The organism is Roseovarius halotolerans (assembly GCF_900172255.1).
GTDB classification, from domain to species: Bacteria; Pseudomonadota; Alphaproteobacteria; order Rhodobacterales; family Rhodobacteraceae; genus Roseovarius; species Roseovarius halotolerans.
The window spans coordinates 1,091,292-1,104,466 of sequence record NZ_FWFU01000001.1 but is presented as its reverse complement, the minus strand read 5'-3'; the positions used below and the strand labels follow the sequence as shown (position 1 = coordinate 1,104,466).

11 protein-coding genes are annotated in these 13,175 nt (G+C 62.0%); 5 read left to right on the top strand and 6 right to left on the bottom strand.

Features of this window, described 5'->3' with window-relative positions:
* Positions 1 to 9: 9 nt before the first annotated feature.
* Positions 10 to 1,338, top strand: a complete 1,329-nt coding sequence (locus ROH8110_RS05390) for an MFS transporter (RefSeq protein WP_306372203.1) — start codon at positions 10 to 12, stop codon at positions 1,336 to 1,338.
* Between the two features lie 125 nt (positions 1,339 to 1,463).
* Here ROH8110_RS05390 and ROH8110_RS05385 read toward each other — a convergent pair whose 3' ends face one another.
* Both ROH8110_RS05385 and ROH8110_RS05380 read right to left on the bottom strand, forming a co-directional pair.
* Entirely contained in the window at positions 1,464 to 3,287 is a 1,824-nt protein-coding gene (locus ROH8110_RS05385; protein WP_036173060.1) for a UvrD-helicase domain-containing protein, read from the bottom strand.
* A gap of 11 nt (positions 3,288 to 3,298) precedes the next feature.
* Complete coding sequence (locus ROH8110_RS05380; RefSeq protein ID WP_085816618.1) at positions 3,299 to 5,095, bottom strand: ATP-dependent nuclease; 1,797 nt, start codon at positions 5,093 to 5,095, stop codon at positions 3,299 to 3,301.
* 529 nt (positions 5,096 to 5,624) lie between these two features.
* Here ROH8110_RS05380 and ROH8110_RS05375 point away from each other — a divergent pair.
* Both ROH8110_RS05375 and ROH8110_RS05370 read left to right on the top strand, forming a co-directional pair.
* Positions 5,625 to 7,730, top strand: a complete 2,106-nt coding sequence (locus ROH8110_RS05375) for a ParB/RepB/Spo0J family partition protein (protein WP_036173052.1) — start codon at positions 5,625 to 5,627, stop codon at positions 7,728 to 7,730.
* A 183-nt stretch (positions 7,731 to 7,913) separates the two neighbouring features.
* Positions 7,914 to 8,330 (top strand): hypothetical protein, encoded by a 417-nt coding sequence (locus tag ROH8110_RS05370; protein WP_036173047.1) that lies wholly within the window; start codon positions 7,914 to 7,916, stop codon positions 8,328 to 8,330.
* 21 nt (positions 8,331 to 8,351) lie between these two features.
* On the opposite strand, the gene ROH8110_RS18430 is transcribed toward ROH8110_RS05370, so the two are convergent.
* From ROH8110_RS18430 to ROH8110_RS05355, 4 genes are read right to left on the bottom strand one after another with little or no spacing between them, the layout of a single operon-like run.
* Entirely contained in the window at positions 8,352 to 8,576 is a 225-nt protein-coding gene (locus ROH8110_RS18430) for a hypothetical protein (RefSeq protein ID WP_139837385.1), read from the bottom strand.
* Positions 8,573 to 9,529, bottom strand: a complete 957-nt coding sequence (locus ROH8110_RS05365) for a hypothetical protein (protein WP_085816617.1) — start codon at positions 9,527 to 9,529, stop codon at positions 8,573 to 8,575. Before ROH8110_RS05365 ends, ROH8110_RS18430 begins: the two co-directional genes overlap by 4 nt.
* A gap of 17 nt (positions 9,530 to 9,546) precedes the next feature.
* Positions 9,547 to 10,077, bottom strand: coding sequence for a GNAT family N-acetyltransferase (locus tag ROH8110_RS05360; RefSeq protein WP_036176787.1), 531 nt, complete (start codon positions 10,075 to 10,077; stop codon positions 9,547 to 9,549).
* On the bottom strand, positions 10,065 to 10,406 hold the full coding sequence (locus ROH8110_RS05355; RefSeq protein ID WP_036176790.1) for a type II toxin-antitoxin system TacA family antitoxin: 342 nt from the start codon (positions 10,404 to 10,406) through the stop codon (positions 10,065 to 10,067). Before ROH8110_RS05355 ends, ROH8110_RS05360 begins: the two co-directional genes overlap by 13 nt.
* Positions 10,407 to 11,193: 787 nt before the next feature.
* Here ROH8110_RS05355 and ROH8110_RS05350 point away from each other — a divergent pair.
* Together ROH8110_RS05350 and ROH8110_RS05345 are read left to right on the top strand one after the other, a co-directional pair.
* Positions 11,194 to 11,511 carry a DUF736 domain-containing protein gene (locus ROH8110_RS05350; protein ID WP_034827213.1) on the top strand — a complete coding sequence of 106 codons (318 nt, stop codon included), beginning with the start codon at positions 11,194 to 11,196 and terminating at the stop codon, positions 11,509 to 11,511.
* A gap of 399 nt (positions 11,512 to 11,910) precedes the next feature.
* The gene (locus ROH8110_RS05345) at positions 11,911 to 13,107 is read left to right on the top strand and encodes a hypothetical protein (protein WP_036176793.1); all 1,197 of its coding nucleotides are present in this window, start codon (positions 11,911 to 11,913) and stop codon (positions 13,105 to 13,107) included.
* The last annotated feature ends 68 nt before the right edge of the window (positions 13,108 to 13,175 follow it).

Sequence of the window (13,175 nt, the reverse complement as noted above, 5' to 3'; positions counted from 1 at the left end):
TCGCGCCGCATTCACGACCTGCCCACAGGCCAGAACCACCTTCCCGAAGCGCGACATAAAAATGTCCGGTCCGCCCCGGAACTCATCCTTTCGTTACGAATTCGCCCAGAGAAAGGAGGCGCCATCACCTATTTCCAGAGCCTCTCAGCCGCGGGCTTTGCCGCCACCGCGATCAGCTATGGCCCAGGCCGCATGGGTTTCGGGCTGTTCGTTCCCCAGTTCAAATCCGTCTTCTCGCTCTCCAGTTCGACCGTGGGCTTCATCGCCAGCCTTGGTTTCTGCGGCTTCTTCGTCGGCCTGCTGGCCGCACAGGCCCTGCTCAACCGCATGGGGCCCAAGACACCTGTTCTGACCGGCCTCTTCTCGGCGCTGACCGGCATGGGAATGATCGCGCTTGCGCAAGATACGGTCATGCTCGCGACCGGCGTCTTTCTGGCGGCCTCAAGCGCCGGTTTCGCCTGGACGCCGTTCAACGATCCGGTGCATCGCAAGATCCGCGATTGGGACCGCCCGACCGCGCTGGCGCGGATCAGCACGGGAACGAGCATCGGCGTGGTTGCGGCCGGTCTTGCCGCCCTGGCGCTGGTCTTTGCTGACCTGCCCTGGCGCTATTGCTGGGCGTTCTTTGCGATCGCCGCTTTGGCCGCGTTCATCCTCAACTGGTCGGTCCTGCGCCGGATCGACAAGCCGCAGCCAAACGCCACCGCGATGCCCTGGCGCGAGCTTTGCTCTTTCGCCGCATCCCCGCTTTTCGCGATTGCCTTCGTCTATGGTGCGAACTCCGCGATCTACATCTCCTTCGCACCCGACGCGTTCTTTGCGCATGGCGGCATCGCGGGCATTCCGAAGGCGGCAACGCCCGCCCTCGTCTTTCTCTGCTACGGGGTCTTCGGCCTGACCGGTCTGCTTGCCGGTGATGTGAAACAGGCCATCGGCATGTCGTGGCTGTTGCGCCTGCTCATGTCGGCAAGCGCGCTGTCGCTGATCCTGGTCGGCATCCTTCCCGCATCTGATAGCGCGCTGCTCGTTTCAGCGGGTCTGCAAGGCGTTCACGTGATGATGACAAGCGCCGTTCTGGCCTTCTGGTCCGAAAGGCTTTTCCCGGACATCCCATCGCTGAGCTTCACCGCCGCCCTGCTCGCCAGCGCCGCCGGAAGCATCCTTGGCCCGGCCACGGCAGGCTCGCTATCCGATACCTTCGACCCGGCGACGATGTTCTTGGCGACAGCCACCCTGCCCGTTGCGACCGCCTGCATCCTGCGCGACCGCCATGCGCGCGAACGTTCCGTCCGGCCCGACACCCCGGAGCCCTATCGTTACCCGCAATCACAATCCTAGACGCTGAACGCCTGGTTCGCGCGCCAACAAGCTCGCTAAAGGGAAAATGGCGGGGCACGCGGGATAGCGATGAGAACTACGTTTACTCTATAGCCCTCCATGACCCTCTAAAATAGCCCGGCGACCTATCCAGATGCCGTGAGCAACACACAAGGATCATCCTCCGGCGTGAGGATTGTGGTGCGTAGCTTTGCGCGTGTAACGCTGACGCGGAAATTCTGTCGAGCCTGCATCATCGGCCCGGCAGCAATATTCTCACGCACGATCCGGTCGAAGTTGGCCACGACCTTGCCTTTTGCACGCCTTGGCCATCCCTCGAAGATGATGACCTCATCGAATTGCTTCCCCTTGGCCTTGTGCATATTCATCACCACCACGCCGGTTTCCGGCTTGTGCGCCGTGGCAAAATGCTCCTGCACAAAGGATTGCCGCGTGATGGCAAGAGCATTGAGATAGCCGCCGGTATCTCGCCAATCTTGAGTTAAGCCCTGCCGAAGCTGGGTGCCGCGCTCGAGCAGGCGGACGTTGCGAACGTCTCCAGCTATCGCCCGCAATCTCGCACAACCGCCGGCCTCCAACGCCGCGCGGATCGCAGCCCAATCGCGGTCAGGATCGCCGGTCAGGCCAACATCTAGGGCGGTCGCATAAACCGCGGCAGTCGCGTTCAGCACGGAGTTTTTGGGAGGTGCCTTCCCCACTGCCAAGCACTGATTCCATTTCCCGAGCGCTGCATTGAGACGCGCCGCTTCCGTCAGATCGCCCGCTGTCGGCGCTGCGCCACCCCGGCCATGGTAGTAACTACAGAGCAGGTCCAAGAATTCGTCGAAATGGCCGGCATGACGCCCCTGTTGAAGCAGGAAGGCTACGATCTCCGCCGCGAGAATCGGCCCATCCATATCAACGGCCGCCGTATGTCCGATTGCTGGCACCTGCCCAAAGGGCTCGCGCAACACATCCGACACCAACCGGGTCATCTTCTTCGTAGGCACAAGGATCGCGAGCGACCAATTAGGTTTGCCGCTGTCTATCAGACGCTTGCGTGCTTGGAGCACATGACCAACCAAGCTAGCAAAGGCTTGGTTCTGGTTCGATTTAAACCCCTGAAAAGCGATGCCACTGTAGTTGCTTTGCCGGAATTTCCCGCTCAGGACATCGTTACCGAACAGGGCGATTTCGGTGCCTTTGCTGCGGTGGTTGTCTCCGGCTAGGTCATGTTCTGAGGGGTGAAACGCGGCGCGAAAATGATCCAAGCGTTCGGGGTCAGCACCGATGAAGTCGAATATCCGCTGCTCGGGATCAGCCAGTGCGATTAGTGTGCTGTTCGCGCCAAGCGCCTGGACTACGCGCCATTGATCCGCGCTAGTGTCCTGAAACTCATCGAGGATGATAAATGGATACATGGTTGAGATCAGTGTCCGAACCTTCGCCGAACCATGCAGCAACGTCGCAACCCGGTCGGCGAAAAGATCGAAACAGACCCGGCCTTCCTCCTTCGCCAGACGGTTCCGTTCAGCCTCTTCGCGCGCTTTCTTTTCGGCCTTCTCCGCGTCACTGAGCTTGGAGTTGGCCTTGTAGCCACTCCGCACCGCCGATAGGGCGATGGCCTCGTTAGGTGGTGTCAGGATCGCCAGCCGGCGCGGAAAGCCTACGAGATAGCCGTGCGTCTTGAGGATGCGCCAGAAGAACGCATGGTAGGTGTCCACCTCAATACGTCGCTTTTCGTCTCGTGAAATCCGGCTTTCCTCATCCATGGCCTCCAGGACGCGGGATACGGTTGCACGGGCGAAGCTGAGAAAAAGGATACGTTGCTCCGGTCGCAATGCCTCACGCGCGATTTTCGCTGCCTTGAGGATAGAAACCGTGGTCTTGCCCGATCCGGGGCCGCCAGTGACGAGTTGATAGCCGTCCGTGGCAAGCACATCCTGTTGGGCCTTCGTCAACTCGACCATAGCAGAGCACTCTAGCCAAAAATGTCAGCGAACAGGTCGCCACCATTAGCGCCCGCCGCCGGCGGCGCCGGCGGAGGATCGCATCGCTTGCGCAGTTCGATGCAGGCATCGCGTATCCATTGCGGAATCTCCGCCTCCGTGCATTGGGCGAGAAACTCCGCAATTCCCCAATTTCCCTTGGACCAGCCAAAATATGCCTTAAGAGCGGCGACAGCTTGAGCTTTGGGGTCAGGATATTGCGCGAGTAGATGCGGCGGCCAATCTAGCATCTCTGCGAACCGCCCAAGCGCGGCCGCCGTTGTGTTGTTCAGCACCAGATCCTCGATACCCTTTTCCTCGTGCATGAAAAGATGCTCAACTTGCGCCTCGATAGCTCCTTTGGCGGCATCGGTCTGCTTATCGCAAACCGCGAAGGTCCGCTTACCAAGACGTCGGTAAAGCAATGCCAGATCGGCAATCTGGCTTTCGCTACCGGCGTCGATGATGCACAGCCCCAACGCTTCCAGAGATGAATAGATTGCCGGGTTCAACTCCGCTAGCCGGCGCGCCGCTGCCGGAAAGGCGGTCGCCTCGGTCGCCCCCTCTGCGATCAGCACCCGCCGGGCGAGCAGCCCTTCGCAGAAACGTGTGCGGAACTCCTGGCGATAGCGCTTGTGTTTCACGCTGTCAGGCAGCGCGATCTTCGCTTGGCTGAGGTCGCCGCCGTCGGAACGCGCCAAAATTACGGTTTGCTCCAGCCCGAACTCCTCCAGCACATAGGGAGAGTGGGAGGTGATGATCGACTGCGCGGAGAGCTTGCGTAGCTCATGCACGATGCGCTTCTGCGCATAGGGCGGGATCGCGGTCTCGACCTCCTCCATAGCGAAGATCACGTTCTGCTTGTCCTCGGCAATTTGCGAAAGCATCGCCAGCACCAGCATGTTGATGGTGCCCGTGCCCTGTCGGTAGAACGGTGCCGCATGGTCGCCGTTGCCCGTGGCTATGAACGCGGTCACGACCTTGCGCAGATGCTCACGGGTGAGGCTGGATACTTTGAGGTGCGGCTTCGCTCCCCATTCTTGCGGGACATATTTTTTCAAAGACGTGTTGATACTTTCCAAGACGCCGGAAATCCCCAGCTCCGGGTCACTCGCCACGTCAAAGCCCGCGAGCGTCGCGATGGTTGCTTCCCACATCTGCGGCCGGATTTCCTTTAGGCGCAGGATAATGTCGAGCAGGCTGCCATGTTCGAGGCTGAGAGCGCGTGATCCGGTCCTGAGCGAGCGCAGATAGAGGAACCCGCAATGCTGCTTGTCCTTCTTTGAGAAGGTCGCTGGGGGATCGTCCTCCGTGAGACTGCGCGTGTAGTAGGTGTTGCCGTCGAAATCATCCTCATCGAAGTTGTATTCGCCAATGAATGTTACACGCAACGCTGCCACGATTGCGGCGGCATCGACACCTGCTGGGTTAGCCTCTGCATAAAGATCGCCGGTCTCGACGTTCAGCCACTCGATATGTCCGCCGAACCGCGCCTGCTGTTCGATGGAGAGATGAACGATAGTGACGTTAATCCTGATCTTGGGAGCATCGCCCTCGACGGCGTTCTCGCCCTCCGGCACGGCGGCGACATAACGACCCTGCCAGAAATCATGCTCATCCACGGGTGGACGACGGTTGAGGCGATCCGGTCCCAGAACTAGGTCGATGGCCTCGATCACCGACGACTTTCCCGTATTGTTGTCACCGATGAGCACCGCACGATCGGGCAACACGATTGTAGCCGTGCGGATGCCACGAAAGTTCTCGATGGCCACAGAGTAGATTTTCATTGCTCGCCCCCAAACATGGCAAAGTCGCTCGCCCCACTCAGGCATTTCTTCCTTGTTTGCCCACGACCCGCCGTATCATTTCGATATTCGATTTCACGGTGCTTAGAAAGGACTGAGCCTAAATCTCAGTTGCAAGGCGAAGCGGACTTGCTGCGCGGACGAGGCACTTCCGCATGGTCACGTGAAGACCTCGCCCGGCATTATGCGGCGATCAGTGTGTCAGGGCCTTCGGCTTTCCGGTTTCCCACATCCTGATCCTGTTCATACACCCGGCCGCCGCTTTGCTCTGGCCGGGCCGGTTGCTTGGGGGCGCTGCCCCCTGGCGCGGCACAAGGGCGGCCGGGCGGTATCCCCGACCTTCCGCGCGGATGCCAGCATCGCACCTTCGTCACGACTTCGATCCGCTTGTGCAGGCCGGGTGATCCCCCTCCGCCCGTCCGCCCTTGCACCTTGCACCCCCCGGTCTCGCCGACGGGCAGGGTTGCAGCGCAGCGCTGCGCTCCAACCCGAGCCCATGAAAGGAAAGACCATGACGACGAAGACACAGACCCCGACCGTTCCCGAACATGGCGAAACGGTCTTCATCCCGCTCAACAAGCTCAAGAAGCACCCGCAGAACGCCCGGAAGACCCCGCACAGCGAGGCGTCCATCGAGGCGAAGGCGGCGAGCATCGCCGCCAAGGGCATCCTGCAAAATCTGGTGGTGGAGCCGGAAACTGATGCGGAGGGCGAGCCGACCGGCTGCTATCTGGTGAGTGTCGGCGAAGGCCGCAGGCTGGCGCAGTTGCTGCGCGCCAAGCGCAAGGAGATCAAGCGGACCGAGCCCGTCCGCTGCGTCATCGACACGGCGAACGATCCCGCCGAGATCAGCCTTGACGAGAACGTGACCCGCGAAGACCTCCACCCCGCCGACCAGTTCGAGCGCTTCCGCGAGCTTGCGGAAACGCGCGGATGGGGCGCGGAGGAAATCGCGGCCCGCTTCGGCTTCACCGCGCATGTGGTGAAACAGCGGCTTCGCCTTGGCGCGATCAGCCCCAAGCTGATGCAGGTCTATCGTGACGGCGATCTGACCTTGGATCAGTTGATGGCCTTCGCCATTACCGAGGACCATGCCCGGCAGGAACAGGTTTACGAAAACCTGTCCTACAACCGCGAGCCGTGGATCATTCGCCGCGACCTGACCGCCAGCAACGTGGCGGCAACCGACCGGCGCGCGATCCTTGTCGGCGCGGAAGCCTATTCGGAGGCGGGCGGCACCATCATCCGCGACCTGTTCACCGAGGATCGCGGCGGCTTCTACGAGGATGCCGCGTTGCTCGACCGACTGGCCCTCGACAAGCTGGAAGGCATCGCGGCGCAGGTTCAGGAAGCCGAGGGATGGAAATGGGTTTCGCCCCATATCGACTGGCCCCACGCCCATGGACTGCGCCGCACCTATCCGCAGCCGGTGGAGCTTTCGGAAGAAGACAAAGCCGCCTACGACGCCGCGCAGGAGGAACTTGAACGCCTGTCGGCGGAATGGGAGGACGCGGACGTGGACCTGCCGCCGGAAGTGGATCAGCGCTTCGCGGAGCTTGAAGCCGAAATCGAGCGGATCGACGGCAAGCGTCATGCCTATGAGGCCGACGAGATCGCGCGCGCTGGCGTGTTCGTGGTTCTGAACCATGACGGAGAAGCCCGGATCGAGCGCGGGTTCATCCGCCCCGAGGACGAAGCCCCGGAACCGGAGGAACCCGACGCGGAGGACGGCAGCACCGTCATCGACGGGGTGCGCGTCAACGCCCATGGCGAAGTCATGGACGATGGCGAGCATGACGAGGACGGGAACCATGTTTCCGCGCTCGAGCCCGAGGACGAGGATGCGGAGGAAGACGGCAAGCCGCTGTCGGACTCGCTCATCCGCGACCTGACTGCGCATTGCACCCTTGCCCTGCGTCTCGCCCTTGGCGAGCAGCCGGACATGGCGCTAATCGCCGTCACCCATGCGCTTGCCGCGCAGACCTTCTATCGCGGTGGCGGGGATGCCCATTGCCTCGAAATCCGCCCGACGAGCAGCTACCTCGCCAGCCACGCGGACGGGATCGAGGACACGGCGGCGGCGAAGGCATTGGAGGATCGCCATGCCGGATGGGCGGCAGACATGCCGCGCGACGTGGCGGACCTTTGGGGCTTCATCGCCGGACTGGATCATGCCAGCGTCATGGCCCTGTTCGCGCATTGCGCTTCGCTGACCGTCAATGCCGTCAAGCAGCCGTGGGAAACCCACAAGCGCCATGCGCTCGCCACCGCCGACAGGCTGGCGACGGCGGTGGCGCTCGACATGACGGCGCACTGGACGCCCACGGTTCGGGCCTATCTCGGGCGTGTCACCAAGGCGCAAATCCTCGCCGCCGTGCGCGATGCCCTTGGCGACGAGGCGGCGGAGCGGATAGCGGACAGGAAGAAGCCGGAAATGGCGGAAGCCGCCGAGCGGCTTCTGGCCGGAACCGGCTGGCTGCCGCCCGTGCTGCGCACTGAACGGCCCGCATGGCTGGCCGACGAGCAGCCGAAGGCTTCCGCCTTGGCCGAGGACATGCCGGACGCCGAGAGCGCCGAGGCCACGGAGGACGAGGCTTTCCCCGTCGCGGCGGAATGAAAGGTGGGCCGGGGTCGCGCAAGCGGTCCCGGTCTTCCGCCCCCAAAAATCGCGGCCGCGCGGCTTCCCCGCGCGGCCGGATGACCTCGACAGTTTGGAACGATAACGGCACCATAAAGATGCGCAGCGACGGTGTTGACGACTGCGCGAAAGGCGGTGCTGCAAAGTCAAAGGAACAAAATCATGGTCGCCGTCATGTTCATGAGCGTTGCGCTGGTCGCGCTTCTCTGCCTTCTCGCCTACACGCTCGCCATTTACGCGCTACCCTTCTTCGTCGGGCTGGCCGCCGCGCAGTTCGCCTACCAGACCGGCTCCGGCCTGATCGGCGCGGGGCTGGTCGGGCTGTTCTCCGCAGGCGTCGCCTTCGGCATCCTGGCCGTGCTGTTCGAGACGATCCGCACACCTATCATCCGCCTGATCGTGGCGCTTGTCTTCGCCGCGCCCGCCGCCGTGGCCGGTTATGCATTGGTCCATGGCATCACCAAGGAAGCCGTGCCGTCCGAAATCTGGCGGCAAATCTTCTGCATCGTCGGCGGCGGATGCGTCGGCATCGCGGCATGGATGCGCCTGGCGACGGGCGTCGGCCAGCTCTCGGGTTAGCCGTGTCGCGCGATGCTGATCCTACCTTCGCCAGTTCTGTTTGAATTCATCGTCAAACCACATCTCCACGTCATAAGAGACGGAGGTGGTGGTGCGGAAATCAAGGTAAGATGAATAATTCTGCTGGACCCATGACAGGAAGCTGCCGAAGCTCAACTGGTCTGCCGGAGTGGACGAAAAGCCAGATTCTTTCCGCCATTGATGGCACAAATGCCGGACAGCCTGTTCGCATTCAGCTTTTTTCACGCGTGGTCCCCGTTCGCCGCGAAGATCACGATTTCAGGCTCCCAACCGGCAGAAAGCTCCGGTGGACTCACCGAGTCCAGATCGAGGCGGATAAACGACTTGAGAATCGACTGAAACGTGTCCGTATCCCGCGCCCAGTGAATGACGCCATCGAAATCTTTGGCGAGCTTGTGCGTCAAGTCGAGTGAAGACCGCCGATTGACCCCAACAGGACTGTCCACCTGCACGATGGCGATCCTGTCGCCGCCTACCCATCGCACGATGTCTTCAGGGAGTTCATGCGCATAGTTACGACGGCCATCCCAAACGGCGGTTCTGATGACTTTTCCGGCAGGAGTTCCAACCCGGAATATCCATGGCGAGTCTTCCTGCGTGACACCGGATGCTGGATAGAATCTGGGCGGCGGCGGTCGATTGAGCATCGAAGCTTTTTGTTCGCGTATCTTGCGCCGCTGCGCTTCGGTCAATCGGCCAAGCAAGGCGCCGCTTGGATCGAACTGACGGATATGTTTCGAGTACGAAACTTCAGCGGTGCCCGCATCGTAAACATCTGAATTCGGGAATGCGAACAACAATACCTGCCCCGTGAAGCTGCGCAGATGCCGCATCACGATGTCCCATGCGATGTCGTCGTGAACGATAGGCACAATGTGAAGCGCGGCTCCCGGCGCTTCCATCGACAGTCTTTCTATGACGGCGATACCAACAGCGCTGAAGGATTCGCCGTCACCGAGGCAGAATCCGACATGGAAGGTCCGCTCACCAACGACTGCTCTGAACGCGCGCAAGATGACCTGCGTCGTGTCCGGTATTGTATCGTCACCTGTCAGTTCGCGAATGCGTGCTCCGTCAATCTCCGCCGCCGGGGGCAAAACGTGAAGATCTATCGTGCCGTTGTAGCGATCAGAATCCAGCCAAGCCCGTTCTTGCCTCTTTCGCTTGGCTTCACCCATCGTATTTCTCCCAAACTCTAGCTAAACGCCGCGACCACGGTTTCGATAGGCAGGAACAGCGTCCGGCTGTCTTCGGGGTATTCGACGAACTCGGCACAGCGCAGATAGAAGTGTTTGGCCGCTTCATCCTTCGCCTGGACCATCACGGCCCCGATACCAATGCTTTGCGAAGCCAGCGCAATCCGGCGCAGCGCGTCCGCCAAAAGGTCCGCGCCGAGACCCTTTCCGGCGTGGTCGAGGTCAACGGCCAGCCGGCCGACGACCGAGACCGGAATCTGGTCGGGCGCGTTGCGCCGCACCTTTCCGGGAGCCGCACCGCGCTCGACTGACCCGGCCGAAATGCAAAAGTAACCGACGACCTGATTGCCCACGCACACGACATAGGTGCGCGAAAACCGGCTTTCGTTCTTCAAGGCGCGATGGCGCAACCAGTCGTTCAACGCGGGCTCACCGCAGTCGAATGCCGAAAGGTCATGCTCTGCCGTCAGAGGAACTGGAGCAGACAGTGGCAATTCGGGATGGTCGGGCGTGTCGTCTATTTCTGCCATGCCGGGGTCCGGCGCAGCAGGGCCTTGAGCTTCGGCCCCGGCGCGGGCGGATTGTCGAGCGCCTGCATGAAGGCGTCGTAGCGCTCGGGGTCGAGCGTGAACAGGCGCTGGTCGAGCAGCACGTCGACCGCTTGCCGCCGGGCGCTTTCCACCATGAACTCGGTGCGTGTCTTGCCGAGCACAGCCGCCGCATCGTCGATGAGCTGGCGCGTGCCGGTCTCGATCCGCAGATTGATGCTGCCCTTGGTGTCAGCCGTAGAGGCACGACCTGCAACCGCGGTGGTCGCAGAACGGGCAGATTCCGAAGGGACGATACGAGCTTTGGTCATGATCGCAATATGAGTGCGCGTATCCACAATGTCAATACGACGGGAGGAAGGGAAGACTCGGGCGTTGCCCTGCGGGCCGGGCTTTCGGCTGCGCCGGAACCACGCCCATGGCGCGTTTCCGCCATTCGGCTTCAATCCCTAACGCAAGGGGGCGGCGGCGTCCATTTCGCGGTAGGCTACACGCGGATAGACGGGAGCAATTCCGGGGCCTCGATCCCGGTCGCCGCGGCAGGCCCATGAGATTGGGTTTTCCATTCACTTCAATTGGCAGGCGGATCAGCACCGGGAAAGGCCAAATCATCCGCTTGGCCGAGCATGGCGCAACGCCCCGCAAGCGATCTTCCGGCCAAACCGGACACGGCAGCATCGGCGAAGGTCAGACGAAACCACACCCGCAGGCCCACGCTGGCGACAGCGCGAATTGGCCTTGCCGGTCGGATCAGGGAAAACCGCAGCCAACAAACCCGCGTAGAGTCCCCGATTCCGGCGAGGCACAGGACGGCCGCCATTGCCCTATTCCACGCGATTTCCTGTTATGAGCGCTCCATTCGCGTCCTCGATCTGGCAAGGTCTGACCGAAGACCGGCTTCGCCTCGCTCGTCTTCCCACAACGTCCGCCGCCAGCTTTTTTCCGCCGCCTTCGGCTTTGCAGCGCGAAACAAAAAAGCCGTCGCCGATCGCCTTCCACGATGTTCCAGCCCCAAGGGGTGCGGGGCTGATCGTCCCCGGTCTCACGACCGCCATCGAGGTCGCAATGGTGCGGCCCGACAGGAAAAGGAATACGACAATGGCAACCATCGGCACCTTCACCCAGAACGAGAACGGCGCGGGCTTCACCGGCGCGGTCAAGACCCTGACGCTCAACGTCAAGGCCAAGTTCACCGCCACCGAGAGCGACAGCGAGCGCGGCCCCGACTTCCGCATCTTCGCCGGAGCCACCGAGTTCGGTGCGGCCTGGAAGAAGATCGCCCGCGAGACACAGCGCGAATACCTCTCCGTCAAGCTGGATGATCCGAGCTTCCCGGCACCGATCTACGCCAGCCTGGTCGAAGCCGAGGACGGAAAATCCCACAATCTCATCTGGTCCCGCCGCAACGGCGACTGAGGCCGAAACCCGAGATCGCCCCGCTCATCCGAGCGGGGCTTCTTTTTGCTCATGGCCGCCGCCTCTCAAGGAATAAGGAGATCGGGACACACGGCTTTCCGGTTTTCAGGCTTTGCGTATCCCGATCAAATCTTATCCCCAGTCCGCCGCTTCGCTTTGGCCGGGCCGGTTGCTTGGGGGCGCTGCCCCCTGGCGCGGCACAAGGGCGGCCGGGCGGTATCCCCAGCCTTCCGCGCGGATACATGCTGCGCATTTTCGTCATCACGTCGATCCGCTTGTGCAGGCCGGGTGATGCCCCACCGCCCGGCCGCCCTTGCACCTTGCACCCCCCGGTCTCGCCGACGGGCAGGGTTGGAGCGCAGCGCTGCGCTCCAACCCAAGCCCATGAAAGGAAAGACCATGAACACCATGACCCTGAACCATCACCAGCAGCCCGTTTCCAAGGGCTTCCGCGTGGACATTTCGCGCGGCGAAAATATCGGCCGCGTTTCGTCGGAATGGTTCTCGCGCCCGGATGACGAACGCTATCTGTCGCTGACCGAGCTTTATGAAGCCGTGAAGTCCCGCGCGGATCGCGCCAAGGCCCGCACCGTGGAGAGTCGCACCGTGCGTGTGGAAGCCAGCCGCGACGATGCCGAGTGGCTTTCGCTGATCGTGCCCGGACAGGAGCAGCCCGTCGCCCCGACGCATTGGAGTTTCGGCCAGCTTTGCAGCCTTGTCGGCGCACCGGCCCGCTACCTGCGTGATCTTCCCGCACCGCTGGCGGGCATCAATCTGCAACATGGCCTTGTCAGTCATCGCGGCGAATTGGTGAAGACACTGGAAACCGAGGATGGGCGCGTTGAGCTTCGCGCCGTGACCGGCCCGGACTACGGGCGCATCTGGGACCATGAACTTGTCGCCGCCGTCATGAAGATCGCGGGCGATGGCGTCGGCGATACCATGTGGAAGGTGCCGGGCGTTCTGGATTGGGCGACCATGACGCACAATCCGTTCGTGGACGTGACCAAGGACACGACCACGCTTTATGCCAGCGACCGTGACGTGTTCCTGTTTCTGGTGGACGATACGCACCCCATCGAAGCCGGACGCCTGCCGAACGGCGACCCCGATCTTTATTTCCGGGGATTTTATTGCTGGAACAGCGAAGTCGGATCGAAGACCCTCGGCATCGCCTCTTTCTATCTCCGGGCGGTTTGCATGAACCGCAACCTTTGGGGCGTGGAAGGGTTCGAGGAAATCAGCATCCGGCACAGCAAGTTTGCCGCGCAGCGTTTCGCCCATGAAGCGGCTCCGGCTTTGACCAGCTTCGCCAATTCCTCGCCCGCGCCATTCGTGGCCGGGATCAGGGCGGCGCGCGAGCGGATCGTCGCCCGTACCGATGAGGACCGCGAGAGCTTCCTGCGCAAGCGCGGGTTCAGCAAGGCCGAGACCGGCAAGATCATCGAGACCGTGTTGCAGGAGGAAGGCCGCCCGCCCGAGAGCATCTTCGATTTCGTGCAGGGCATGACGGCCCATGCCCGCAGCAAGGTCCATCAGGACAGTCGCCTTGAACTGGAGGCGAAGGCTAAGACCTTGCTGGAGAAGGCCGCCTAATCAGCAGAGCCGCGCAGCCGGAAACCCGGTTGCGCGGCTTTCTGCTTTTCAGGCTTTCAGGGTTCCAA

Excerpts from the sequence above, each read along its gene's own strand:
- ROH8110_RS05355 (WP_036176790.1), bottom strand. The coding sequence starts at position 10,406 with ATGACCAAAGCTCGTATCGTCCCTTCGGAATCTGCCCGTTCTGCGACC.
- ROH8110_RS05345 (WP_036176793.1), top strand. The coding sequence starts at position 11,911 with ATGAACACCATGACCCTGAACCATCACCAGCAGCCCGTTTCCAAGGGC.
- ROH8110_RS05385 (WP_036173060.1), bottom strand. The coding sequence starts at position 3,287 with ATGGTCGAGTTGACGAAGGCCCAACAGGATGTGCTTGCCACGGACGGC.
- ROH8110_RS05350 (WP_034827213.1), top strand. The coding sequence starts at position 11,194 with ATGGCAACCATCGGCACCTTCACCCAGAACGAGAACGGCGCGGGCTTC.
- ROH8110_RS05370 (WP_036173047.1), top strand. The coding sequence starts at position 7,914 with ATGGTCGCCGTCATGTTCATGAGCGTTGCGCTGGTCGCGCTTCTCTGC.
- ROH8110_RS05360 (WP_036176787.1), bottom strand. The coding sequence starts at position 10,077 with ATGGCAGAAATAGACGACACGCCCGACCATCCCGAATTGCCACTGTCT.
- ROH8110_RS05375 (WP_036173052.1), top strand. The coding sequence starts at position 5,625 with ATGACGACGAAGACACAGACCCCGACCGTTCCCGAACATGGCGAAACG.
- ROH8110_RS05365 (WP_085816617.1), bottom strand. The coding sequence starts at position 9,529 with ATGGGTGAAGCCAAGCGAAAGAGGCAAGAACGGGCTTGGCTGGATTCT.
- ROH8110_RS05380 (WP_085816618.1), bottom strand. The coding sequence starts at position 5,095 with ATGAAAATCTACTCTGTGGCCATCGAGAACTTTCGTGGCATCCGCACG.